This is a genomic window from Octadecabacter sp. B2R22, from assembly GCF_018861045.1.
In the GTDB taxonomy this organism is placed as follows: Bacteria; Pseudomonadota; Alphaproteobacteria; order Rhodobacterales; family Rhodobacteraceae; genus Octadecabacter.
In genome coordinates this window covers 256,216-280,505 of sequence record NZ_JAHKQJ010000002.1, presented here as the reverse complement: position 1 = coordinate 280,505, position 24,290 = coordinate 256,216, and the positions used below count along the sequence as shown (strand labels likewise).

Genomic DNA, 24,290 nt, shown 5'->3' with positions numbered 1-24,290 from the left:
ATGGGTCTGACAAGCAACCACCTGCGCCACGCGATCCGCGCCATCCAAAAAGACGTGGACGCTATGGGCGACTTACTGAACGAACTGGACGCCAAACTTGGCGACGGTGACCTCGGCGTCACAATGGTCAACGGTTTTAACAACATGGCCGCAATCGCAGATGACCTTCCGGATGATTTTGGTCGCGCTTGTATGGAAGCCGCTAAAGCCATGACAAAGGTGTCAGGGTCCTCGTTCGGCACGTTGATGGGCATTTCCCTCATGGCTGTTGCGAAACAAACCAAGGGTGAAGACACCATCCCGTGGTCTCGGCTTAGTGATCTTATAGGCACTGCAATCGATGCAATGATGGAAAGAGGCGGGGCAAGTCTGGGTGACAAAACGATACTCGATTCCCTTGAGGCCATCCGTCGGGCCTGTACCGAACTGGACAGGCCCGACACTGTTCTCAGTGCATCCGTGGAGGCCGCAACAGATGCGTTGTACTCGTTCCGGGACAAGCCCAACAGAATCGGCCGCGCGCGCATTTTTGGGGATAAAACTATCGGCATGGATGACCCTGGAATGGTCGCAATCCAGAAAATGCTTCAGGCGCTTTGAACCAATGTTGATCATCGACGTGAGGGGGTAGTCCCGTAGGGCTTATGGGTCAGCTTAACTTGAAACAGGGCTAAGCTGTTCCCAGCAAATCCCGCGCGATACGTTCAAAGATGGCGCTTCCGATGGGGATCAAATCATCGGGGAAATCGTAGTCCGGATTGTGCAGCGCAGCATAATCTTCGCCTGGTCCCAAGCATAGCATTGCGGCCTTGGCGTTCCATCCAAACACGCCAAAGTCTTCTGAGGCGCGCATGGGAACACCCGCGTCACCATAAGCGATATCGATTGCATCCATGGCCTTTGTCGCCACGGCGTAAGCCTCTGGATCATTGATTGAAGCTGCGAAATTATCGCACACCTCAAAATCCACAATCAGTCCGAATTTTTCTGCAACCGAAATAGCAAGAGTGCGCGCCATCGTTTCGAGACGGTCCATGCCGTCGTCGCCCGCTGTGCGCAACGTGGCGAAAACCTCTGCTTCACCCGGTGCAACGCCAAATGATGGTTCGCCTATTTTCACGTGGGCAATCGTCACCAGTTTAAATTTTTCATCCAACGATCCGCCTTGCCCCATAGCATCCAGCGCAGGGATCAACTCGGCAACAGCCTGTGCCGGAGAAACGCCATCTTCGGGGTCGGCTGCATGGGCGGTTTTGCCGCTAAGCTTGATCTTAAGACCCAATGAAGCGCAGTTAATCAGTCCAGCACAGGTCGAGACGTATCCAAACGGCCGTCCGGGCTCGATGTGAATGGCAATCGCCCAGTCTGCCTGAATGTCTTGATAGGCCGGATCGGCGACAACAGCTTTTGCGCCGCTGCCGTCCTCTTCTGCGAGCTGGAACATGAGAACGACACGCCCATGCGCAACGGGTCGGCGCGAAATCATGCGCCCCAAGGCGAGCAGCATCGTCATGTGGCCGTCATGGCCGCAAACGTGGCTCTTTCCACTTATCTGCGACGACCATTGGATGTTGTTACATTCCTGAATTGGTAACGCGTCAAGCTCAGCCCGAAAAAGGACCGTTGGCCCATCTTTGCCGCTGTCAAAAACCGCGGCCACACCGTGCCCACCTAAACCAGTTAGGACGCGCGTTGGTGACATTGGTATCAACGCATCTGCGATTTTACGGGCGGTTTCTACTTCTTCCCCAGACAATTCCGGATAGCGGTGAAGCTCTCGGCGAAATTCAGTGAGTTCCATCAAATCAAGATTTGTTAGCATGTGGTGCGCCCAATGGCTTTTGCCGATCCCAGGGGAACCGACCAAAACGAGCGGAGAAAAACGAAACCCCGGCAGCCCCTCGCGCGCCGATGCACGAAGCCCGTGCCACACCGCTTCAGTTGCGGGTGACATCCACGGCATCTCGGCGTGCAACGCCGCCGCGATCTCGTCGGCTTCGTGCTCTGTGGCGACGCGGGCGACCGGCAACCCGCCTCTGAGGGATGTAAGCCTGACACGGTTCTCATCGCTAAGGTGATGCATGCCAGTTGAAAGCTGCTTGCGTTCGAGGAACCACACTGCACGACGCTTGATGCGCCCCATGTCCACATCATCGACCAAGCCATACGGATACACCCGGTCTTCCTCCGCCAAACGACCCGCCTCAATCTCAATCCGCTGCGCCCTTTTGCGTGTCGTCTCGAGGAACGTCTTTAACCGAGCCTCCACATCAAGCATTTTGGGCAGGTCGTCGTAGAAGGTCAGATTATGAAACGGGATTTTGGATTGAGATTGGGTCATGTCGGTTGCCTTTCATAACGCGGGGAATACCCAGCGTTGCCGCCCGACGATCAATGACTGTCGGGCTGTGTGATATGAAAGGTTCCGGAATCTGTGAGAACATTTAGGGAACAAAGCGGCGCGTATGACAAGCCCAAGATCATTCAGGCTATTTGGGATATCGAACCCCAACAACCAAACACCCAATATCTTATAAGCCGTTGAAATTAATGACAAACCACCAACCTTGCAAAGGTCAGTGGTCATTTGGTCTGTGCGGAGTGGTCAAAAAACACCCCATAATGGCCAAGTTATGGGGTGTCCCACATTCAACATTTCTAAACGTCTAGCCTAGCCACACTTTGAATGGCCGCAGTCCGAGCACGTCATACAGCCCTCGACCATGCGTAGTGTGTATTGACCGCAGCTCGGGCAAGCGTTGCCTTTTGGTGTCATTGGAACGACGTCCGCATGTGGGTCTGACTTCAGCCCCATCCCTTCGCCCGCCAAAAAGCCCGTCGAAACCATGTGCTTTTCAATGACCCCGCCGATCGCCGCGAGAATGGACGGCACATATTTACCCTGCATCCATGCGCCACCACGCGGATCGAACACGGCCTTCAATTCTTCAACAACAAAGCTCACGTCGCCACCGCGGCGGAACACGGCAGAAATCATCCGCGTCAATGCGACAGTCCAAGCAAAGTGTTCCATGTTCTTGGAATTGATGAACACCTCAAACGGGCGACTTTGGCCCTGATGCTGGATGTCGTTTACTGTGATGTAAATCGCGTGTTCGCTGTCTGGCCATTTGAGCTTATAGGTCTGCCCCGTCAGCTCACCTGGACGATCAAGCGGCTCTGTCATGTAGATTACATCGCCCGCATTTTGATCAGCGATCACTTCCGGTTTTGGGTCCTCAGCGACCGACAGAACCGACCCTGTCACATCATTCGGACGGTAGGTTGTGCAGCCCTTACAGCCGCTGTCCCATGCTTCCATGTAGACGTCTTTGAAAGACTGGAAATCAATGTCTTCGGGCACGTTGATGGTCTTGGAGATCGAGCTATCGACCCACTTCTGGGCCGCCGCCTGCATGCGGACATGCTCTAGTGCCGGCAAAGTCTGCGCGTTGACGAAATAGTCGGGCAATTCAACATCGCCGTGCAGGTCGCGCCACATCTTAACGGCGTAATCCACGACTTCTTCTTCGGTGCGACTACCATCCTTTTGCAAGACCTTGCGCGTGTAGGCATAGGCAAACACAGGCTCGATCCCGCTGGACACATTCCCCGCATAGAGCGAAATCGTCCCTGTCGGCGCAACAGAGGTCAGCAAGGCATTGCGAATGCCATGTTCGCGAATGGCGTCGCGCACGTCGTCATCCATCTGCAACATATTGCCGGACGCCAAATATTGGTCCGCATCAAACAACGGGAACGCGCCTTTTTCCTTAGCCAAGTCAACCGACGCCAGATACGCGGCGCGTGCGATCGCTTTCATCCAGACTTCCGTCTGACGCGCCGCTTCTTCCGACCCATAGCGCAAACCAACCATAAGCAGAGCATCCGCAAGACCTGTCACGCCAAGCCCGATCCGCCGCTTTGCTGCGGCCTCTTTGGCCTGCGCCTCGAGCGGGAACTTTGACGCATCAACTACGTTGTCCATCATGCGAACGGCGGTGGCGACCAGCTCTGTGAGCTCATCTTCTTTGACCTGCGCGGCGTCCTCGAACGGGAAATGCACCAGTCTTGCAAGGTTAATCGAACCAAGCAGACACGCGCCATAGGGCGGCAAAGGCTGTTCCCCACAAGGGTTCGTCGCGGCAATGGTTTCCACATAGTTGAGGTTGTTCATCTCGTTGATACGGTCGATGAAAATTACACCCGGTTCGGCGTGGCTGTAGGTGGACGACATGATGCTGTCCCACAATTCACGGGCCTGCACCGTACGCACGGTCGCACCGTCCCAGACCAAATCCCAAGGCTGGTCGGCCTTTACGGCCTCCATGAACGGGTCCGTTACAAGGACGGACATATTGAACATCCGCAGACGTGCAGCGTCCGATTTGGCGGTAATGAAATCTTCTACATCAGGGTGGTCACAGCGCATCGTTGCCATCATAGCGCCACGACGTGACCCAGCGGACATGATCGTACGGCACATCGCGTCCCACACATCCATGAAAGACAGCGGGCCAGACGCATCCGCGGCCACACCTTTAACGACAGCACCTTTGGGGCGAATGGTCGAGAAATCATACCCGATCCCGCCGCCCTGCTGCATCGTCAAAGCCGCCTCGCGCAGGTTGTCGAAAATACCCGACATCGTGTCGGGGATTGTACCCATGACAAAACAGTTGAACAGCGTCACTGCACGGTCCGTCCCTGCCCCGGCCGTGATACGACCAGCCGGCAGATAGCGGAAATCCTCAAGCGCTTTGTAGAACTTCGGTTCCCATTCGCTCGGCTTTTTTTCAACGCTGGCCAAGGATTTCGCGACACGTGTCCAAGTGTCTTCGACGGTGGCATCAATCGGTGTGCCATCACCCTCTTTCAGGCGGTATTTCATGTCCCAGATTTGTTCGGCAATAGGGGCAGCAAAGCGGGTCATGGCGGGTCCTTTGGGATGGTAGCAGAATCATTAAGAAGGTCTTACCCTACCATATGTAGGGGGAACTTTTGAAGAACATACTTCATTTACAGAAGCTGTCCGTTGGCACGGAAAATGTCTCAGATCTCACTCTGTGGCAAGACGAGAAACGTGCCCAAACGACAGATGGGCTTCCACGTCACGTAACCCGTATGTGGCCCAAACGCGAGGCAGAAATCCTTGGTGGTGGGTCAATTTATTGGGTCATTAAGGGGCAACTTGCCTGCCGACAAAAAGTGCTGCGTCTTGATGAAGTTATTGGCGCGGACGGCATCCGGCGTTGTGCAATTGTGCTGGACCCTGAACTCATTCGCGTTGTGCCAACACTCAAGCGCCCGTTCCAAGGTTGGCGGTATCTTAAGCCCGAAGACGCCCCGATGGATTTACCGCAAGGTCGCGAAGCTGAAGAGGCTTTGCCCGAGACTCTGAGCGCCGCTCTCGCTGAAATCGGCGTTCTTTGATCTCTCTGACCCAGCCACCCTGTGTTTAGTCGGACAGCTTTTCGTCCAACGCCTTAAGCGTATTGCGTTGCTCTTGCGTCCATCCCCGACGGCGCCCCCGAAACAACGTCGCTTGGCTTGAATGGATCATCCCATCGCTGAGAATTTTCAACCCATTCGCACGCAGAGTCTCTCCGGTTGATGTAATGTCAGCCACGGCTTCGGCGGTTTCGTTGCGAATGGTTCCCTCGGTCGCGCCTTGGCTGTCGATCAGCTGGTAATCGGCCACCCCGTTTTCGCGCAGAAAATCCCGCACCAGACGGTGGTATTTCGTGGCAATCCGCAGGCGGAACCCGTGGTTGGCGCGAAACGCGGCTGCAACGGCGTCTAGATCATCCAAGGTATCCACATCGATCCAAGCGTTCGGCACAGCGATAATCAAATCCGCCCCACCAAATCCCATCTTCGCAATCTCAACCACACGTTGGTCCCAAGACGACAGTTTTTCGCGCACAAGGTCCGATCCCGTCACGCCAAGATGAATGCGCCCTGCATCCAGCTCGCGCGGGATTTCACCCGCCGACAGCAACACCAGTTCGATCCCGTCGATGCCATCGACAGCACCCGCATATTCGCGATCTGATCCGGACTTGCGAAGGGTGACACCCCGCGCTGCGAACCAATCAAAGGTTTTGTCCATTAGCCGCCCCTTAGACGGCACACCCAATTTCAACGTCATTGCGCGCCCTCCGCGATGGCCACGAGATCAGGACGGATCACGCCGCCCACGGCTGGCACGCCTGTTCCGCCCCCAAGCACAGTGGTCAGCGCATCATAGCGCCCCCCTGTTGCGACAGGCGGCAAGTTCAGCTCGGCATCCGCGGCAAACCCGAATACGAACCCATCGTAGTATTCCATCGACGTGCGGCCATAAGAGGCCTCAAACGGCAAGGCATCCACATCGATGCCACGCGCGGACAATGCGTCCAGCCGTGCGGCCAGACGATCAACTGCAACGCCAATCGACGGCAGATCAACAGAAATATCGCGCAAGGCGGTCAAGGCATTTGGCGCAGTTTCACGCACTTTCAGCAAAGCATCCATCAAATCGCGTTCGACGTTTGAAATGGGGTCAGAGGACGCATCATCACGCAAAGCGTCAATCCGCAGCGCGATTTCAGATTCCGTCCGCAATCCCAGCAATGGCGGCAAGTCCGCCATCGGGTCCGCCTGTTCCAAAAGTGCGGCGCGGCTTGCGGGCATCGGCGTGCGCCCGCCAAAACGATCCAACAAAGCCTTGAAGCGACGCGGCCGCCAAAGATGGCGCATCAACGCCGCACGACGGCGGTCCGTTGTTGCAAGCCCCTGAACAGCAGCCCGCAAAATACCAATATCGCCCGTGGACGCGGTAACCGGAAGATCGTTCAACAACTCGGCCATGGCAGCAAACACTTCGGCATCTGCAGCGGCGGGGTTAGACCCGTCAAAAACCTCATAACCGACCTGCACATACTCGGTCCGGCGGCTTTCATCTTGTTCCTGTTGACGGAACACTTTGCCAACGTAGGTATATCGTGCAGGTTCCGCGCCAATGGCCATATGTTGCTGCACGATTGGCACCGTGAAATCGGGCCGCATCATCAGCTCGCCGCGCAATGCGTCATGGGTGGTAAAGGCCCGCGCGCGGATGTCTTCGCCGTAAAGGTCTAGCAAAGTGCCGGCAGGCTGCAGAACATCGGCGTCCGTTACCACAGCCCCAAGGGCTGCGAACTTATCTTGAAAGACCCGCGCACGGGTCCATAGGGCTTGGCTGTCTGTGCTCACTGGTTCTGCTCGTCCAAGAGCGCCTTGATCCGTTCAACAAGCTCGGCGCGTGGGATTTCAAACTGTTGCGGACGTTCGCTCCATTCTTCCTGCGACGCCGTTTCAGCGATCTTCGCGCCAAGGATCAGGTCTTTGACTTGCAACGTGCCTGCCTCCAGCTCATCGCCGCCTTGGATGATGGCGATTGGGCTGTTGCGTTGGTCCGCGTATTTCAACTGATTGCCAAAGCTTTTTGGATTGCCAAGGTAAACCTCAGCCCGAATGCCCGCATTGCGCAGCTCGGACACGATCGCCTGATAATCTGCCATGCGGTGCTTATCCATGACCGTGACCACAACAGGCCCCGTGGTGTCCGTGTCTAAGCGACCCTTCATGTGCAAGGCCGCCAGCAAACGGTCTACACCGATGGAAATGCCCGTCGCCGGAACCTCTTGGCCCGTGAAGCGTTTCACCAAGTCATCATAACGTCCGCCACCAGCAACGGACCCGAAAGACCGTGGACGGCCTTTGTCGTCTTTGATTTCGAACGTCAGCTCGGCCTCGAACACAGGGCCCGTGTAATAACCGAGACCGCGCACAACGGATGGGTCGATGACGATGCGATCAGGGCCGTAGCCACCTGCGGCGAGAAGGTCGGCCATGCTCTGGAGTTCTTCGACACCCTTTGCGCCCACTTCACTGTCGCCAATCGCGGCGCGAAGGTTCGCCAAAGTGCCCGCCGTATTGTCCGCTTTAGATGTCAGAAACGCGACAACAGGTTCGGCCTGTGCATCGCTCAGACCGACACCGTCAATGTAAGCGCCAGACGCATCCAAGCGCCCTTTGCCCAGCAATTCACGCACGCCGCTTTCGCCGACCTTGTCGAACTTGTCGATGGTGCGCAGAACGTTGGCTTTTTGGTCGTCATCAGACAGGCCCATGACCTCTAATACGCCGTTCAGAACCTTACGGTTGTTGATCCGCACAACGTAATCACCGCGATCAATACCAACGGCCTCAAGCGTATCCGCCAGCATCGCACAAATCTCGGCATCTGCGGCAACGTTACCGCTGCCGACCGTATCCGCATCACACTGATAGAATTGACGGAACCGCCCCGGTCCCGGCTTTTCGTTGCGCCAAACCGGACCCATCGCAAAGCGGCGATAGGGGGTCGGCAAATCATTGCGGTGCTGCGCGAAAACACGGGCTAAAGGCGCCGTCAGATCATACCGCAGGGCCAGCCAATCGCCGTTGTCGTTTTCATCTTCTTCTTGCCATGCGAACACGCCCTCATTGGGACGATCTACATCCGGCAGGAACTTGCCCAGCGCCTCGACGGTTTCAACAGCCGCCGACTCAAGCGCCTCAAACCCGTAACGATGATAAACCCCAGCAATCACACGCAACATTTCTGTGCGCTGTGCGACCTCTGCTCCGAAATAATCGCGGAAACCCTTTGGGGTTTGCGCCTTTGGACGTTGGGTTTTTTTCTGCTTGGCCATGAGAGGCTCCGCTCGTTGGATAATATCCCCCGCGCTTTACCCCGCCCGCTGCCCCCACGCAACAGCGGGGCCAAGAAAGCGGTTGGCAAATTGCCCTAACGCCCCTTAATGAGCAGTATGAGCAATCAAACACACCTAGAAGAACAACTGGCCCACCTGAACCGCACTGTCGACGATCTGTCAGATATTGTGGCGCGGCAGGAAACGGAAATCAGCAAACTGACCCACCGCGTCAAAATGTTGATGGAACGCGAAGCCAGCCGCGAGATGGACACGGGCAGTTCCGTGCCCTTGGCCGACCAACGGCCACCACACTACTAAACGACGTTATTCACCGCTCTTGATCGACATAGCGAGCACTTCGCCGTCATGGACCAAGATTTGCGCCCATTGCGTCGGGACAGCACTGAACGTGCCCCCAAAGAAATTATAGACGGTGATGAACTGCGTGTTGCGGTCCAGTCGCGTGCGGCGTTCACCGCAAGGCTGACCACGACCGACACGGCATTCGCTGGCCTTTAGAGCCTCATAGGCGTTGTCGGTTGTTGTATAGGCGATCCGCTCGTTGCTGGGGCGATAGCGGACGAATTCATGGGTTTCGACATCGCCCGTGACGACCACAGCACCGGTGAACGTGCGAACGCAGTCGTCTTTAAATCCGGTGATGTAAAACGGACGCAACCCCGTTGACCCCGGAGACGTGTCGTAGATGCGATACCCTGCTTCGGCGTCGACCTGACCGCCCAACTCACGGGGCGGAATACCGCAAACGCGGGCGATCTGCCCAAATGGAAGGACCGTGCCAGCCTCCACGTCAGACGCATCAGGACCAGTACGCGGGGCCGCGCGATCAGGTGATCGGCGGAACAGCCCGCCAAGGCCACGGCGCGGTTGTTCAAGTTCGGGTTCAGGCGCAACGGAGGCCTCAATGACCTCAGCGTCTTGGCTCTCTGCTCCGGCGAGCGAAGACACGGCATCTGCGTCTTGCAACGCAGCCTCGACGGCTGCATTCGTCGGATCATCAGGTTGGCGGTTCAACAAACGACCAAACAAACCGCCGCCTGTGTTGTTTGCCTCAGCGGGCGTTTGTGCGACGGACGCTGATGTTTCAGAAACAGCCACATCATCTAGCCGCGCAATATCGCGCAGTGGATCACCACACCCCGCCAGCATGACGGAAACCCCAAAACCCAATAAAATACGGCGCATTCAGCGTCCTTTAACCTGTTATTAAGGCGTTATTAACGGATCGCCCTACATGCGTCTAGGTAACCCTTAAGGCAGGCAAGGTTTCGCCACCGCGCCCGTCATCGGCCACACGTCGCGATCACATTTACGCGCAGTGGGTTCCTTTGGCGGCCCAACGCCCTAATCTGAGGTCAATCGCCGTGCAACCCGTGAGAGAGCCATGACACATCCAAAACAGACCCGCCGACGTTTCATCGCAAGCGGCGCCAGCCTGACAGGTGCTGCCGCCCTAACCGGAACCTCTGGCCTGATAACACCAGCCTATGCACAGACCCTTGCCCCCACACCATCGATGCGTGGCGGGTCCAACAACTATCGCCCCGATGCCCCCATCGTTGAGAAAATCGGCGGCGGCGGGTTTTGGATGACCGGCAGCGTGCGCCGTGCAGGTGATGGCGCGCCACTGGACGGCATTCGTATTCAGGTCTGGGCCCACACCACCGAAGGCCATGAACGCGACCCCCACAGCCACGGCGCGACATTGACGCAGGCCGACGGGACATTTCGCCTTGAGATGCCACAGATCGTCCCTGCCTTCGGACAGGCCCATGGCCATCTTGCCTATGACAGCGACGATTTCGAAACCGTATTCCTGCGCCCCATTCTCGAGAGCTCCTCTGACACATCCCTGAACGTGGATTTCGTTCTCACCCCTGCATGACGGAGCGCAATTCTGCCCGTGTCTGGATTTGGATCGCCCTGATTGCGGTATCGGCTTGGTCCCTCACTGTCGCGGCCTCCAGCCCGCTGCTGGCCTACCGCAATCCGGTCTACATCGCTGCGGGGATCGCAGGGGTTGTCGCTATGATCCTTTTGCTGGTTCAGCCGCTGCTCGTCGGGGAGGCTTTGGCGGGGATTAATGGGAGACCCGCGCGCGGCCTGCACCGCGTCTGCGGCGGTGCTTTGATTGCTGCGGTCGTCTTGCACATCGTCGCGCTTTGGGTCACCAGCCCGCCCGATGTGATCGACGCGCTCTCCTTTAACTCACCCACTCCGTTTTCGCTTTGGGGCGTTCTCGCGATGTGGCTACTGATCGCAACGGGGGTCTTTGCGCTTCTGCGTCTTTGGTTGCGTATCCCGCCTCGTCTGTGGCGGCGGGTACATGGGGCGATGGGGCTTTTGATCGTCGCCTTTAGCGTGGCCCATGCCGTCATGATCGACGGAACCATGGGCACGGCATCCAAGATCACCTTGTGCGCTTTTGCTCTGCTTGCCGCAGTGATCACTCTGCGCAAACGGCGGATTTTCTAAGCGGCTAGATTTCAAGAACCTCAATCACCCCTCCAAGGCTGCGCAAGGCCCCCTTGATCTGCGGGTTCACTGGGAAATCAGTGTCGAGTTCGACATCGATTTCGCCCAATTCGGCATCATCAATGGTAAAGGTAATCGGGCCACGCCCGCCTTTGACACCATCACGGATCGCGTTTTGCAAGATACCGTTCACGGTCTCAATGGCACCCACATCGCCAACAAAAACCCGCAAACCTGACGACCCAGCGTTCGCCACGGCCATGTCGGCAGGCGTGACTGAGCGGCCCAACAGTTTTAGCTGTTCGGATTCCATCGTGGCCTCAACGCCGATGACGACCTGATTGCCGGTCTCAAGATGTTCGCGTGCCACTTCCAATGTATCGCTAAACATCGTGACTTCGTATTGGCCGGTCGGGTCCGAAAGCTGCACAAAGGCAAATCGGTTGCCCCGCGCAGATTTACGTTCTTGTCGTCCCGCCACGGTTCCGGCCATCTTGGCGACGAATGCACCGCCCGCTGCCTTCGCAGTGACCTCATCCAAGGTCAGCACTTTTTCGGATCGTTTCAACGCTGCCATGTAATCATCCAGCGGGTGACCGGACAGGTAGAACCCGACAGCTTTGAATTCTTCAGCCAAACGATGCGCTGGCAACCAGTCCTCAACCGGAGACAATCGCGGTTCTGGCAGATCATCCCCAGCTTCGCCAAACAGGCTGACTTGATTGGAATTTTTCTGGTCGTGGATTGCGGCGGAATAGCCCACCAAGGCATCCAAGCTGTCAAACACACGGCGGCGGTTCGGGTCGAGAACATCAAACGCCCCTGCCCGTGTCAGCATCTCCATTGGGCGTTTACCCACACGCTTGAGGTCTACGCGGCGGGCCAGATCGAACAACGTCGCAAACGGTTTGCCCCCGTCCGCCGTGCGCCCATCAACGATCAGCCCCATGGCATCCACGCCAACGTTCTTAAGCGCGCCAAGCCCGTAAACCAACGTGCCGTCCTGCACATCAAACGTCGCCAGTGACGTGTTCACACAAGGCGGCGACCACGGCAGTTCAAGGCCCTTCTTCACCTCTTGGAAATAAACAGCGAGCTTATCTGTCAAATGGATATCGCAGTTCATCACACCGGCCATAAATTCGACCGGATGGTTCGCCTTTAGCCACGCCGTTTGATAGCTGACCACCGCATAGGCCGCAGCGTGGGATTTGTTGAAACCGTAGTTGGCGAACTTATCGAGCAGGTCCCAGACCTCTTGCGCCTTTTTCTTGTCGACGCCGTTTTCAGCGGACCCAGCAATGAATTTCGGCTTTTCGGCATCCATCGCTTCTTGCAGCTTTTTACCCATCGCACGGCGCAACAGGTCAGCGCCACCAAGGCTGTAGCCCGCCATCTCTTGGGCGATCTGCATAACCTGTTCTTGGTAAACAATGATGCCCTGCGTCTCGTCCAAGATGTGGTCGATAGACGGGTGCAACGTGTCGCGATCCGAGGTGCCGTTTTTCACTTCGCAGAACTTCGGAATGTTCTCCATCGGGCCGGGGCGATACAGCGCCACGAGCGCGATGATGTCCTCGATACAGTCGGGCTTCATACGCCGCAGCGCATCCATCATGCCGCTGGATTCCACTTGGAACACGGCGACGGTCTTGGCCGCCGCATAGAGTTTGTAACTCGCCTCATCATCCAGCGGGATCGCGTTGATCTCGTTCACCGCGCCCTCGGCGGGTTCGTACAGCTCGGTTCCGTCCGCTGACACGTGAATATCACGCCCCGTCTTACGGATTAGATCAATAGCGTTCTGGATGACGGTCAGGGTTTTCAGGCCCAAGAAGTCAAACTTTACCAGCCCCGCTTGCTCCACCCATTTCATATTGAACTGGGTTGCCGGCATGTCAGATCGTGGATCTTGATAGAGCGGTACCAGTTCATCGAGCGAACGGTCCCCGATCACAACACCCGCCGCGTGGGTCGATGCATTGCGCAACAACCCTTCGATTTGTTGGCCGTAGGTCAGCAGTCGATCCACGACTTCTTCGGCATTCGCCGCCTCGCGAAGGCGCGGTTCGTCCGCCAATGCTTTGACAATGCTGACGGGTTTCACGCCTTCAACAGGGATCATCTTGGACAGCTTGTCCACCTGCCCATAGGGCAACTGCAAAACACGACCAACATCGCGCACAGCGGCCTTGGACAACAGCGCACCAAAGGTAATGATCTGACCTACCTTATCACGGCCATATTTTTCCTGAACGTAGCGAATAACTTCTTCGCGGCGGTCCATGCAAAAGTCGATATCGAAATCGGGCATGGACACACGTTCGGGGTTCAAGAACCGCTCAAACAGCAGCGAATAACGCAGCGGGTCCAAGTCGGTGATCAACAGCGCATAAGCCACCAAAGACCCCGCACCAGACCCACGGCCCGGCCCCACGGGAATGTTGTGATCCTTGGACCACTTGATGAAGTCCGCAACGATCAGAAAGTAACCGGGGAACCCCATGCCCTCGATGATGCCCAGCTCGAATTCTAACCGCGCTTCGTATTCCGCCACATCCGCCGCATGGGGAATGATCGCCAAACGATCCTTCAACCCTTGTTCGGCCTGACGGCGCAATTCCGCGACCTCATCATCGGCAAATTTCGGTAGAATCGGATCGCGCTTATAAACCTTGAAGGCGCAGCGTTTGGCGATCTCAACAGTGTTCGCAATCGCTTCGGGAAGGTCCGCGAACAGCGTGACCATCTCTTCTTGTGACTTAAAATAGTGCTGCGGTGTCAGACGGCGGCGCGGTTCGTTCTGATCGACGTAGGCCCCCTCTGAAATACAGATCAACGCATCATGGGCCTCGTAAATCGCGGCCTTCGGGAAATAAACGTCATTGGTGGCGACCAGCGGTAGGTCCATTGAATAGGCCATCTCGACATGGCCCTGTTCAGACAGCGCCTCGGCCTCGGGCAATCCGCCATCCACAGGATGACGCTGCAGTTCCACATATAAGCGATCGGGAAACGACGACGCCAATTTCATCATCATCGCTTCGGCTGCGGGGCGTTGCCCAGCGCGCAGCAGACGGCCAATCGGGCCGTCAGGGCCACCAGAGAGGCAGATCAACCCGTCAGCATGACGCTCCAGATCCTCCAATGAAACCTGCGGCAGCTCCCCGTTCGCGTCGATATACGCGCAGGAGTTCAGCTTCATCAGGTTCATGTAGCCCGCTTCGGTCTGGGCCAGCAAAACGATTGGCGCGGGCGGGGTGGGGCGGCCTCTTGGGTCGCCGCCTTCCATGGTCACATCGACCTGACACCCGATGATCGGCTGCACGCCCGCCTTGGCGGCGTATTCGGAAAACTCCAACGCGCAGAACATGTTATTGGTATCAGTTACAGCAACCGCTGGCATGCCCGCGCCCTCGGTCAAGCCGCTAAGTTTCTTAACCGGAACTGCCCCCTCAAGAAGCGAATATTCCGTGTGCGTGCGCAGGTGAATGAATTTTGGATCAGCCATAAAGACCAGTCTACCTGCCCGCGCCAATAGCCAAAAGACCCGATTGTAACGACTGCCGATACGCGACTGTAACCCCCTGTAAACCCGCGTGATTAACTTCTGATCGCTCAATACTTAGCTATTTAGCTAAGTATCTTGACAGCCATGATTTTGCCCCCAATACTGCACCCCATGCAAAGCCAACTCGACTCATCCTTTTCTGCCCTCTCGGATCCAACCCGCCGCGCTGTGATCGAACGGTTGGTCAATGGTCCGGCCTCAGTGTCTGACCTTGCCAGCCCGCATGACATGGCCCTGCCAACCTTCATGCGCCACCTAAAAGTGCTCGAAGACAGCGGCCTCGTACGGAGCGTCAAAAAGGGCCGCGTGCGGACCTGCCACATAGAAGCCGCGCCGCTGATGGAGCTGCAAGGCTGGCTCGAATGGCAACGCCGCGTCTGGGACCAGCGCCTTGATCGCCTGACCACCCTTGCCGAACACATCAACAGGAACACATCATGACCAACAACAGCACCGACACGTTCACGTTCACCCGTGACCTCGCCCTGAACCCGACACGTATGTGGCCCCTGCTCACGCAGCCTGACATGCGCGCGACATGGGGGGCGCCAGGCGAAGGCATGGTTCTCGAAACCCTGTCCTCGGACGTTCGGGTCGGCGGCACTGACCACCAAAGATGCGGCCCTGCCGATGCCCCTGAGTTTGAATCATACACACGTTGGTATCACCTCGAAGACGCCACCCGCGCCGTCTACACAGAAGTGATCGAAGCAGGTGGCATGGCCCTTGGCGCAAGTCTGGTAACATTGGAACTGGTCGCAAAAGGCGCAGGTTCATCCCTGTCCGTCACCGTCGCCGTTTCCTCATTCGTCGGTCCCGAAATGATCGCCGAATTCCAAGGCGGCTGGACGGGTAGCATGGAAAATCTCGACCGTTTGGTTGCGGCCCAAGACTGATTGATCCGGCCAAAGGGCTTGCCAATCCCAGCCTGAACGGCTTTGATCCGTTCCAGCGCTGGGGTCTACGCCGCATCGACCTTGCGCCCATACGGCACATTAGTACCGCGGCAGAGCATTCATATGATCGTGACGTTTCTTCTCAACGGGGAAATCGTGGAGGTGGACACCCCACCGACGCAAACGCTGCTGGATTACCTACGCGAGGCCCGCGACCTTAAAGGCACCAAAGAAGGCTGCAATGAAGGCGACTGCGGGGCCTGTTCGATCATGGTCACAGACGCGACCGGTGCCCGCAGCCTTAACGCGTGCATCCTGTTCTTACCGCAACTGCACGGCAAGGCGGTGCGCACCGTAGAAGGGCTTGCCGCGCCAGACGGCAGCCTGCACCCCGTGCAACAAGCGATGATTGATCACCACGGCAGCCAATGCGGTTTCTGCACACCCGGCTTTGTGATGTCGATGGCGACGGCCCACCTGAATGGCCGCACAGATCACAACGACGCGCTGGCGGGCAATCTGTGCCGCTGCACAGGCTACGCCCCAATTATCCGCGCCGCCAAATCGGCTGAGGACGCGCCCATCCCAGATCACGTGCGCGACACGCCTTTGGATCTGCCCAAAGAAACGCAAATCCCTGCACCCGAAACCAGCGATGCCCTCGCTCAGTGGTGCCTAGCGCACCCCAAAGGCACGCTTATCGCGGGCGCCACGGATGTCGGCCTATGGGTGACGAAACACTTTGCCGACCGTGATGGGAAACTCGACGATGTCGCGTTCTTGAACCGCTGCACCGACCTGCAACAAATCGATGATGAAGGCGATGCCCTGCGCATCGGCGCTGGCGTGACCATGACCGATGTACTGGCCGCAGTGCGCGACCTGCATCCGTCCTATGCTGAAATGATCCGCCGCTATGGATCCCTTCAAGTTCGCAACGCTGCGACCATCGGCGGCAACATTGCCAACGGATCGCCCATTGGGGACAACCCGCCGGCCTTGATCGCCCTCGGGGCAACCTTGCACCTGCGCCACGGCGACACCCGCCGTGACCTCCCGATTGAAGATTTCTTCATCGACTACGGCAAACAAGACCGCAAACCAGGTGAATTCGTCGAAGCCGTTACCATCCCGAAATCGGCCCCCGCACTGCGGTGCTACAAACTGTCCAAACGGTTTGACCAAGACATTTCGGCTGTTTGTGGCGCATTCAACATCACCGCCCAAGACGGTCAGATCACGGACGCCCGCATCGCATTTGGCGGCATGGCAGGCACGCCAAAACGCGCAGCCACAACAGAGGCCGCCCTGATCGGGAAACCTTGGTCGCTCGAAACCATCACAAACGCAGCGGCGCAGTTGCGCGAAGACTTCCAACCTATGTCAGACATGCGCGCCTCAGCCGACTACCGCATGGAGGCCGCCATCGGCCAGCTGCACCGCTATTTCGATGACCTAAACGGTAACCAGACCGACGTGTTGGAGGTCCGCGCATGAGCGTTTCAAAACCCCTCCCCCATGACGCCGCCCGCCTCCACGTGACGGGCACCGCGCGTTATGTTGACGATGTGCCCCTGCCCAGCGGCACACTGCACCTCGCCTTTGGGACCAGCACCATTGCGCGTGGCACCATCACGTCGATGACCCTTGATCGCGTGCGCAATGCGGCGGGTGTGATCCATGTCCTAACGGCGGATAACTTGCCGTTTGAAAACGATGTCTCACCGTCGATCCACGACGAACCCATGCTTTCAGACGGCAGCGTGCACTACATCGGTCAACCGTTGTTCTTGGTCGTGGCCGACAGCCATCTCAACGCCCGCAATGCGGCACGGCTGGGCGATATCACTTACTCCGAAGACACGCCGATCCTATCCATAAAAGACGCGCTCGCTGCGAATTCACGCTTTGAAGACGGCCCGCGCATTTATACCAAAGGCGACGTCGATACAGCCCTCGCCACTGCGCCCAACCGCCTGACTGGGTCCTTTGACATGGGTGGACAGGAACACTTCTACCTCGAAGGACAAGCTGCCCTCGCCCTGCCGCAAGAAGGCGGCGACATGGTTGTGCAGTCTTCCACCCAGCACCCGACCGAAATCCAGCATAAGGTCGCGGATGCCTTGGGCGTTCCGATGCACAGCGTACGGGTTGAAATCCGTCGCATGGGTGGCGGATTTGGTGGCAAAGAAAGCCAAGGCAACGCTTTGGCCGTGAGTTGTGCCATCGCGGCGTCTCTCACGGGCAAGCCCTGCAAGATGCGCTATGATCGTGACGACGATATGATGATCACAGGCAAGCGCCATGATTTCCGCATTGATTACGACGTGGGCTTTGACGCGACGGGCCGCATCCACGGGATTGACTTCACGCAATTTACCCGCTGCGGCTGGGCGCAGGATCTTTCCCTGCCAGTTGCCGACCGCGCGATGCTGCATGCGGACAACGCCTACCTTCTGCCCGCAGCGCGCATCACGTCACACCGCCTCAAGACCAACATGCAAAGCGCCACCGCCTATCGCGGCTTTGGCGGGCCACAGGGGATGATCGGAATCGAACGAGTGATGGATCATATTGCCCACACCTTGAACCTTGACCCAGCCGACGTGCGCCGCACCAATTACTATGCAGCCGCGGATGACACGCCGGCAGGTCAGGCTGGCGCCGGTACAGGAAAACGGTTCGGCGGCGCGCATTCCCCGAACGCCAAACCCAAAGACAACACCACGCCCTACGCGATGGAAGTCACGGATTTCATCTTGCACGAGATGACCGACACTTTGCTGAATGGTGCAGACTATCACGCCCGAAAGGCCGCCGTTGCAGATTGGAACGCCAGCCATGCAACGCTCAAGAAAGGCCTCGCATTTAACCCCGTAAAATTCGGTATTTCCTTTACGCTCACCCATCTGAACCAAGCGGGGGCCTTGGTGCATGTCTATCAGGATGGATCGATCCACCTGAACCACGGCGGCACCGAAATGGGCCAAGGTCTGTTCCAGAAAGTGGCGCAAGTCGCGGCAACACGGTTCGGCGTGGACATTAGTGCTGTCAAAATCACCGCGACCGACACAGGCAAAGTGCCCAACACATCCGCAACGGCGGCCTCTTCAGGAACCGACCTCAACGGAATGGCCGTACAAAACGCCTGCGACACGATCCGCGACCGGATCGCGGTTTGTATAGCAAAGCTTCACGACGTCTCACCGGAAACCGTCACTTTCCACGACGGGCAGGTTCTTGTTGCGGACAAAACGCTGTCCTTTGCAGACGCCGCAAAGCTCTCTTACGAAAACCGCGTCTCGCTCAGCGCGACGGGGTTTTACAGAACACCTGACGTGGCGTGGGATCGTATAGCAGGCAAAGGCCGCCCGTTCTTTTACTTCGCGTACGGCGCGGCCCTGACTGAAGTCGTGATCGACACCAACACCGGCGAAAACCGTATCCTTCGCACCGACATCCTGCACGATGCGGGTGCATCGCTGAACCCTGCACTTGATATCGGCCAGATCGAGGGTGGCTACGTTCAGGGCGCCGGCTGGCTCACCACAGAAGAGCTCGTCTGGGATGACGATGGCCGACTGCGCACCCATGCGCCCAGCACCTACAAAATCCCCGCCTGTAGCGACCGCCCCGAAGTCTTCAACGTCACCCTGTGGGACGGTGAAAACCGCGCCGAAACGGTTTACCGTTCCAAAGCTGTGGGTGAGCCTCCGTTTATGCTCGGCATATCGGCGCATCTGGCCTTGGCCGACGCCTGCGCCGCCTGCGGGCCGACCTACCCCGACCTACAGGCGCCCGCGACGTCCGAGGAAGTATTGCAGGCGGTGAAACGGGCGCGCGGATGAACGATTTTATCACCGTTACAGTACAAGGCACCAAAGGATCAGCCCCGCGTGACGCAAGCACCTTCATGCGCGTTTGGGCGGATCGTCAAAGCGGCACTATTGGGGGCGGCGCGTTGGAATGGGACGCCGCCCGCATTGCGCGCGAGATGCTGACGTCAGGCGGTCAGAACACAACACGCACGATTCCCCTTGGCCCTGATCTGGGGCAATGCTGCGGCGGGACTGTCACCCTCGCGTTCAACCGCACAGCGCCCAAGCAGACCTTTACGGAACCGCCGCTTTGGATTTGGGGCGCGGGCCATGTCGGACGGGCCATCGCAAACGTTATCGCCCCGCTCGAAGACCGTGACATCACGCTGATCGACACTACACCCGAACGGATGCCCGACATCCTTGCGCCGACTGTTTCACCACTCGTCGCTGCCAATCCCGTTCTTGCGGTGCCACATGGCCCGATAAACGCGGACCATCTGATCCTCACCTATTCCCACGACATCGACCTCGCCCTGTGCGACGCCCTTCTGCGCCACGACTTCGCCAGTGTCGGATTGATCGGCTCTGCAACCAAATGGGCACGCTTCCGGTCTCGGCTCGCGTCTATGGGGCATGAGGCTGCACAAATTTCGCGCATTGCCTGTCCAATAGGCGATCCGGCCCTCGGAAAGCACCCGCAGGCCATTGCGGTTGGCGTTGCGGCAGCGTTAATCTCTACGTCGGCACGAATGGCCGCAAAGGACCGAACTGGATGAACGACCCTCTCCTGAAACTATCAGGCCTCACCAAGGCGTATCCCGGAGTCGTTGCCAACAACGATGTGTCTTTTGATATCCGCGCCGGTGAAGTGCACGCGTTGTTGGGTGAAAACGGGGCCGGAAAATCCACCTTGGTCAAAACCATTTACGGGTTGGTTAAACCCGACAGCGGCACCATGACCCTTGAAGGCGCGCCCTTTATCCCCGCCGAACCCCGCGCTGCCCGTGCCGCTGGTATCGCCATGGTCTTTCAGCACTTTTCCTTATTCGAAGCCTTAGACGTCGCGGAAAACGTCGCCCTCGGCATGGAAAACCCACCGCCCATGCGCGATCTTGCAGCGCGCATCAAAGAGGTATCGGAAACCTACGGGTTGCCGCTTGATCCATCGCGCATCGTCGGCGACCTTAGCGCGGGTGAACGCCAACGGGTCGAGATTATTCGTTGCCTGTTGCAAGACCCCAAAGTGCTGATCATGGATGAACCGACCTCGGTTCTGACCCCGCAAGAGGTCGAAATCCTATTTGAAACCCTGCGCAAACTGCAGTCCGAAGGCACCGCAATATTATACATTTCACACAAGCTCGAAGAAATTCGCGCGCTGTGTGACGAAGCCACCGTTTTGCGCCTTGGCGAAGTCGTAGGAACCTGTGATCCGCGCGAAACCAGTGCCCGTGAAATGGCGGAACTGATGGTCGGCGGCACACTGCACGTGCCCGAACGTGAAATCGGCAAGTCCGGCGAAACGCTTATGCAGATCAGAGACTTGTCCGTGGCCTCCCCCGCTGAATTTGGCACGTCGTTGAAAGGCATAAATCTGGACATCCGCGCGGGCGACGTCATTGGCATTGGCGGTGTTGCGGGCAATGGTCAGGATGAACTTCTGGCGGCGCTGTCTGGTGAAATTCGAACCCAAGCGGGCAACATCTTCTTTCAAGATCAAGATATCGGCCACCACGCGCCCGATGCGCGCCGCAGCCTTGGCATCTGCGCCGCCCCGGAAGAACGCATGGGCCATGCCGCAGCGCCGGATATGTCCCTAACCGAGAATGCTGCCCTTACAGCTCGCAAGCGCAAGAACCTCACAAAGAACGGCTTTATCGACTGGGGCAGCGCGCGCAGCTTCGCCGAAGAGATCATCGAACGCTTTGATGTTCGCACGCCAGGAACCGCCAACGCTGCGCGGTCTCTGTCTGGCGGGAACCTGCAAAAATTCGTTATCGGACGGGAAATCCTGCAAGACCCGCAGGTCTTGATCGTGAACCAGCCAACATGGGGCGTAGATGCCTCTGCCGCTGCCGCGATCCGGCAAGCGTTGCTTGACTTGGCGGCCAAGGGGGCGGCGGTGATCGTGATCAGCCAAGACCTTGATGAACTCATGGAAATCTCGGACTATTTTGCCGCGCTGAACGAAGGTCGGCTCTCTCCCCTTCGCCCCGCGCAAGGACTGACAGTCGAGGAAGTCGGGCTCATGCTTGGTGGTGCCCACGATATGGAGGTCGCCCATGTTGACGCTTGAAAAACGCCCCCAACCCTCGCAATTCTGGTCCTATGCGGCGCCATTGGTGGCCGTTGTCCTGACAATGATCGCAGGTGCGGCGCTGTTTGCGACCCTCGGCACCCCGCCCATCGAAGCGCTCTCGAAAATCTTTTGGGAACCGTTGTTCGGCAAATTCAACTTTTTCTACCTGCCGCAATTGCTGGTGAAAGGTGCGCCTTTGGTCGCCATCGCTTTGGGCCTGTCGCTTGGGTTTAAAGCCGGCATTTGGAACATTGGCGCTGAAGGGCAATACATCATCGGTGCACTTTGCGGTGCGGCGGTCGGCCTCGCGTTCTACCCCATGGAGGCCAGATGGCTGATCTTTCCACTCATGCTGATCGCTGGGGCCTTTGGCGGCTTCGCGTGGGCTATGATCCCCGGTATTTTGCGGGTTAAATTCAACACCAATGAAATCCTTGTGTCGCTGATGCTGGTCTATGTGGCCGAGCAATTGCTGGCCTCAATGGCACTGGGGCTGATGAAAAACCCAGAAGGTATGGGCTTTCCGGGGTCGCGCAACCTGTCGCAATACGCCTCCTCCAGCAGTTGGATCGACCAAGGCTACGGCATGCACTGGGGCGTCGTCATCGCCCTGATCGCAGTGATCTTTGCCTATATCCTGTTTTCAAAACACATCCTCGGCTTCCAAATCAAACTGGCAGGCCAAGCGCCGCGCGCCGCGGCGTTTTCGGGCGTTAATCCCACGCGATTGGTGCTCTTTTGTCTTGGCACATCGGGCGCATTGGCGGGCCTTGCGGGACTTACCGAAGTTTCAGGTCCCTCCGGATTGGTCAGCATCGATTTCAATGTGGGCTACGGGTTCACCGCGATCATCGTCGCCTTCTTGGGCCGGTTGAACCCTATCGGCATCCTGTTGGCAGGCGGCCTCATGGCGCTGACCTACATTGGCGGCGACGTGGCACAATCGTCCCTCGGCCTTCCGGGTGCGGCGATCCAAGTTTTCCAAGGCATGTTGTTGTTTTTCCTTTTGGCTGTCGACGTGCTGACGAATTACCGCGTGCGGATGGCCCGAGGAGCGACGGCATGATTGTGAAAAGAAACCTGATGCCTGCGGTAATGGGCGGCCTGATGGGGCTAATGATGATGTGGATGCTGCACGGTGCTTTGACAGGTGAAGGCACCGTGGGCCGTGGTGCCCTGATCGCTTTTGTCGCTGCCCATATTATCCTGGTCGCCGCGATTGTCAGCGCGGCGGTATTTGCGGCACGACTGTCGCCCCGCGCGCACGCATGGATTGAACGGCTGCATCGCCCAAGTCTGCGCCATATCGGAATGATGCTGGCGGGCGCTATTGCAGTTGCAGGCTCCGTTCATCTGATCGCGCACGGGGGGATCGTCTAATGTTTGGTTCAATCGACCCGATCCTTTTGCTGGCGTCGCTGATGGTGGCTGCAACGCCGATCCTACTTGCCGCCATTGGTGAATTGGTTGTGGAACGCGCTGGCGTGCTAAACCTTGGCGTTGAAGGGATGATGATTTCCGGTTCCGTGCTCGGTTTTGTTGCGGCCATCTCGACGGGCAACCCGTGGATCGGGTTTCTTGCAGCCGCGGTTGGGGGGGCTGGCATGGCGCTTGTCTTTGGCATCCTGACGCAGTTCCTTCTATCCAATCAGGTGGCCACTGGTCTGGCGCTGACGCTGTTCGGCCTCGGGCTCGCGTCCTTGATCGGGCAAGGCTATCTGGGCGTAAGAGCACCCGCCTTCCCCGATTGGCACATTCCCCTTCTCGGCGACATTCCCGTGATTGGCCCTATTGTGTTTCAGCATGATCCCATGGTCTACGTCGGCCTTACCATTGTTGCAGGGGTCTGGTGGTTCCTACAAAAATCCCGTGCAGGGTTGGTTTTGCGCGCCGTGGGTGAAAACCACGAAGCGGCCCACGCCTTGGGTTATCATGTTGTGCGCACACGCCTTCTGGCGATCATGTTTGGCGGGGCCTGCGCAGGGCTTGGCGGCGCGTATTTGTCTATCGTGCGCGTGCCGACTTATGCCGATGGTCTGACAGCCGGTGCCGGCTGGATCGCGCTGGCCATCGTCGTCTTTGCTAGCTGGAAACCGCTGCGGCTTTTGCTTGGGGCGTATTTGTTCGGGGGCGTGACCGTTTTGCAATTAAACCTACAGGCGGCGGGACTGCCGTTACTGTCGGTGCTGCCGTGGATCCTTGTCGCGACGGGGGTCATAATGGCCCTATACAAAATCGCGCTTCATCGCAGCATTTCAAAATCATCGGCGAAAGCGATCGGCGTGACGTTTGGCATTGCTGCACTTGTGTATTTTTATGGCTGGATGGGGTGGTCGTTCAACGACGCACTTTGGCTTTCTGCCTCGCCCTATATTGCCACCATCGTTGTTCTGGTCATTATGTCCGCTGGCGGAGCGCCAGGGTCACTTGGCAAGACATTCCATGCTTCCCGCTAGGGAAGCGCAAACCAAACCTAAATGAATC

General features: G+C 57.8%; 21 protein-coding genes. 14 read left to right on the top strand and 7 right to left on the bottom strand.

Annotated elements, in window-relative coordinates:
* Positions 1-600: a dihydroxyacetone kinase subunit L gene (locus tag KO486_RS01475; RefSeq protein WP_216035454.1), complete on the top strand. Its 600-nt coding sequence runs from the start codon at positions 1-3 to the stop codon at positions 598-600.
* Between the two features lie 70 nt (positions 601-670).
* Here the strand turns inward: KO486_RS01475 and KO486_RS01470 are convergent, their stop codons facing one another.
* Together KO486_RS01470 and KO486_RS01465 are read right to left on the bottom strand one after the other, a co-directional pair.
* Positions 671-1,822 carry an amidohydrolase gene (locus tag KO486_RS01470; protein WP_216035636.1) on the bottom strand — a complete coding sequence of 384 codons (1,152 nt, stop codon included), beginning with the start codon at positions 1,820-1,822 and terminating at the stop codon, positions 671-673.
* Positions 1,823-2,671: 849 nt separating this feature from the next.
* Complete coding sequence (locus tag KO486_RS01465; protein ID WP_216035453.1) at positions 2,672-4,933, bottom strand: adenosylcobalamin-dependent ribonucleoside-diphosphate reductase; 2,262 nt, start codon at positions 4,931-4,933, stop codon at positions 2,672-2,674.
* Between the two features lie 68 nt (positions 4,934-5,001).
* Here KO486_RS01465 and KO486_RS01460 point away from each other — a divergent pair, with 68 nt between their 5' ends.
* Positions 5,002-5,433, top strand: coding sequence for a DUF1489 domain-containing protein (locus KO486_RS01460; protein ID WP_216035452.1), 432 nt, complete (start codon positions 5,002-5,004; stop codon positions 5,431-5,433).
* Positions 5,434-5,458: 25 nt separating this feature from the next.
* Here KO486_RS01460 and hisG read toward each other — a convergent pair whose 3' ends face one another.
* The 3 genes from hisG to hisS are packed head-to-tail and all read right to left on the bottom strand — an operon-like array spanning position 5,459 to position 8,720.
* Entirely contained in the window at positions 5,459-6,151 is a 693-nt protein-coding gene (gene hisG, locus KO486_RS01455; protein ID WP_216035451.1) for an ATP phosphoribosyltransferase, read from the bottom strand.
* Entirely contained in the window at positions 6,148-7,236 is a 1,089-nt protein-coding gene (locus tag KO486_RS01450) for an ATP phosphoribosyltransferase regulatory subunit (protein ID WP_216035450.1), read from the bottom strand. Before KO486_RS01450 ends, hisG begins: the two co-directional genes overlap by 4 nt.
* Positions 7,233-8,720, bottom strand: a complete 1,488-nt coding sequence (hisS, locus tag KO486_RS01445; protein WP_216035449.1) for a histidine--tRNA ligase — start codon at positions 8,718-8,720, stop codon at positions 7,233-7,235. Before hisS ends, KO486_RS01450 begins: the two co-directional genes overlap by 4 nt.
* A 117-nt stretch (positions 8,721-8,837) precedes the next feature.
* On the opposite strand from hisS, the gene KO486_RS01440 reads away from it, so the two are divergent.
* On the top strand, positions 8,838-9,041 hold the full coding sequence (locus tag KO486_RS01440) for a SlyX family protein (protein WP_216035448.1): 204 nt from the start codon (positions 8,838-8,840) through the stop codon (positions 9,039-9,041).
* A gap of 6 nt (positions 9,042-9,047) precedes the next feature.
* On the opposite strand, the gene KO486_RS01435 is transcribed toward KO486_RS01440, so the two are convergent.
* Positions 9,048-9,929, bottom strand: coding sequence for a hypothetical protein (locus KO486_RS01435; protein ID WP_216035447.1), 882 nt, complete (start codon positions 9,927-9,929; stop codon positions 9,048-9,050).
* Between the two features lie 199 nt (positions 9,930-10,128).
* Here KO486_RS01435 and KO486_RS01430 point away from each other — a divergent pair, with 199 nt between their 5' ends.
* Together KO486_RS01430 and KO486_RS01425 are read left to right on the top strand one after the other, a co-directional pair.
* Positions 10,129-10,629: a twin-arginine translocation pathway signal gene (locus KO486_RS01430; RefSeq protein WP_216035446.1), complete on the top strand. Its 501-nt coding sequence runs from the start codon at positions 10,129-10,131 to the stop codon at positions 10,627-10,629.
* Positions 10,626-11,219, top strand: coding sequence for a ferric reductase-like transmembrane domain-containing protein (locus KO486_RS01425; RefSeq protein WP_216035445.1), 594 nt, complete (start codon positions 10,626-10,628; stop codon positions 11,217-11,219). Before KO486_RS01430 ends, KO486_RS01425 begins: the two co-directional genes overlap by 4 nt.
* A gap of 4 nt (positions 11,220-11,223) precedes the next feature.
* Here KO486_RS01425 and dnaE read toward each other — a convergent pair whose 3' ends face one another.
* Complete coding sequence (dnaE, locus tag KO486_RS01420) at positions 11,224-14,730, bottom strand: DNA polymerase III subunit alpha (RefSeq protein WP_216035444.1); 3,507 nt, start codon at positions 14,728-14,730, stop codon at positions 11,224-11,226.
* A gap of 171 nt (positions 14,731-14,901) precedes the next feature.
* On the opposite strand from dnaE, the gene KO486_RS01415 reads away from it, so the two are divergent.
* The 9 genes from KO486_RS01415 to KO486_RS01375 all read left to right on the top strand — a co-directional run bounded on the left by KO486_RS01415 (position 14,902) and on the right by KO486_RS01375 (position 24,262).
* The gene (locus KO486_RS01415) at positions 14,902-15,231 is read left to right on the top strand and encodes a metalloregulator ArsR/SmtB family transcription factor (protein ID WP_216035443.1); all 330 of its coding nucleotides are present in this window, start codon (positions 14,902-14,904) and stop codon (positions 15,229-15,231) included.
* A complete protein-coding gene (locus KO486_RS01410; protein WP_216035442.1) occupies positions 15,228-15,686 on the top strand; it encodes an SRPBCC domain-containing protein in 459 nt (152 codons plus the stop codon). Before KO486_RS01415 ends, KO486_RS01410 begins: the two co-directional genes overlap by 4 nt.
* 123 nt (positions 15,687-15,809) lie before the next feature.
* Complete coding sequence (xdhA, locus tag KO486_RS01405; RefSeq protein ID WP_216035441.1) at positions 15,810-17,183, top strand: xanthine dehydrogenase small subunit; 1,374 nt, start codon at positions 15,810-15,812, stop codon at positions 17,181-17,183.
* Positions 17,180-19,534 carry a xanthine dehydrogenase molybdopterin binding subunit gene (gene xdhB, locus KO486_RS01400; RefSeq protein ID WP_216035440.1) on the top strand — a complete coding sequence of 785 codons (2,355 nt, stop codon included), beginning with the start codon at positions 17,180-17,182 and terminating at the stop codon, positions 19,532-19,534. Before xdhA ends, xdhB begins: the two co-directional genes overlap by 4 nt.
* Positions 19,531-20,283, top strand: a complete 753-nt coding sequence (gene xdhC, locus KO486_RS01395; RefSeq protein WP_216035439.1) for a xanthine dehydrogenase accessory protein XdhC — start codon at positions 19,531-19,533, stop codon at positions 20,281-20,283. Before xdhB ends, xdhC begins: the two co-directional genes overlap by 4 nt.
* Positions 20,280-21,803, top strand: a complete 1,524-nt coding sequence (locus KO486_RS01390; RefSeq protein WP_216035438.1) for an ABC transporter ATP-binding protein — start codon at positions 20,280-20,282, stop codon at positions 21,801-21,803. Before xdhC ends, KO486_RS01390 begins: the two co-directional genes overlap by 4 nt.
* Complete coding sequence (locus KO486_RS01385; RefSeq protein WP_216035437.1) at positions 21,790-22,872, top strand: ABC transporter permease; 1,083 nt, start codon at positions 21,790-21,792, stop codon at positions 22,870-22,872. Before KO486_RS01390 ends, KO486_RS01385 begins: the two co-directional genes overlap by 14 nt.
* Positions 22,869-23,186 carry a hypothetical protein gene (locus KO486_RS01380; RefSeq protein WP_216035436.1) on the top strand — a complete coding sequence of 106 codons (318 nt, stop codon included), beginning with the start codon at positions 22,869-22,871 and terminating at the stop codon, positions 23,184-23,186. Before KO486_RS01385 ends, KO486_RS01380 begins: the two co-directional genes overlap by 4 nt.
* Complete coding sequence (locus KO486_RS01375) at positions 23,186-24,262, top strand: ABC transporter permease (protein WP_216035435.1); 1,077 nt, start codon at positions 23,186-23,188, stop codon at positions 24,260-24,262. Before KO486_RS01380 ends, KO486_RS01375 begins: the two co-directional genes overlap by 1 nt.
* Positions 24,263-24,290 lie beyond the last annotated feature (28 nt).

Bases quoted from the DNA above. Each gene is read 5' to 3' on its own strand.
- KO486_RS01440 (WP_216035448.1), top strand. From the start codon at position 8,838: ATGAGCAATCAAACACACCTAGAAGAACAACTGGCCCACCTGAACCGC.
- KO486_RS01435 (WP_216035447.1), bottom strand. From the start codon at position 9,929: ATGCGCCGTATTTTATTGGGTTTTGGGGTTTCCGTCATGCTGGCGGGG.
- KO486_RS01385 (WP_216035437.1), top strand. From the start codon at position 21,790: ATGTTGACGCTTGAAAAACGCCCCCAACCCTCGCAATTCTGGTCCTAT.
- KO486_RS01415 (WP_216035443.1), top strand. From the start codon at position 14,902: ATGCAAAGCCAACTCGACTCATCCTTTTCTGCCCTCTCGGATCCAACC.
- KO486_RS01380 (WP_216035436.1), top strand. From the start codon at position 22,869: ATGATTGTGAAAAGAAACCTGATGCCTGCGGTAATGGGCGGCCTGATG.
- dnaE (WP_216035444.1), bottom strand. From the start codon at position 14,730: ATGGCTGATCCAAAATTCATTCACCTGCGCACGCACACGGAATATTCG.
- KO486_RS01475 (WP_216035454.1), top strand. From the start codon at position 1: ATGGGTCTGACAAGCAACCACCTGCGCCACGCGATCCGCGCCATCCAA.
- KO486_RS01425 (WP_216035445.1), top strand. From the start codon at position 10,626: ATGACGGAGCGCAATTCTGCCCGTGTCTGGATTTGGATCGCCCTGATT.
- KO486_RS01470 (WP_216035636.1), bottom strand. From the start codon at position 1,822: ATGCTAACAAATCTTGATTTGATGGAACTCACTGAATTTCGCCGAGAG.
- xdhB (WP_216035440.1), top strand. From the start codon at position 17,180: ATGAGCGTTTCAAAACCCCTCCCCCATGACGCCGCCCGCCTCCACGTG.
- xdhA (WP_216035441.1), top strand. From the start codon at position 15,810: ATGATCGTGACGTTTCTTCTCAACGGGGAAATCGTGGAGGTGGACACC.
- KO486_RS01430 (WP_216035446.1), top strand. From the start codon at position 10,129: ATGACACATCCAAAACAGACCCGCCGACGTTTCATCGCAAGCGGCGCC.
- KO486_RS01375 (WP_216035435.1), top strand. From the start codon at position 23,186: ATGTTTGGTTCAATCGACCCGATCCTTTTGCTGGCGTCGCTGATGGTG.
- hisG (WP_216035451.1), bottom strand. From the start codon at position 6,151: ATGACGTTGAAATTGGGTGTGCCGTCTAAGGGGCGGCTAATGGACAAA.
- xdhC (WP_216035439.1), top strand. From the start codon at position 19,531: ATGAACGATTTTATCACCGTTACAGTACAAGGCACCAAAGGATCAGCC.
- KO486_RS01390 (WP_216035438.1), top strand. From the start codon at position 20,280: ATGAACGACCCTCTCCTGAAACTATCAGGCCTCACCAAGGCGTATCCC.
- KO486_RS01410 (WP_216035442.1), top strand. From the start codon at position 15,228: ATGACCAACAACAGCACCGACACGTTCACGTTCACCCGTGACCTCGCC.
- KO486_RS01465 (WP_216035453.1), bottom strand. From the start codon at position 4,933: ATGACCCGCTTTGCTGCCCCTATTGCCGAACAAATCTGGGACATGAAA.
- hisS (WP_216035449.1), bottom strand. From the start codon at position 8,720: ATGGCCAAGCAGAAAAAAACCCAACGTCCAAAGGCGCAAACCCCAAAG.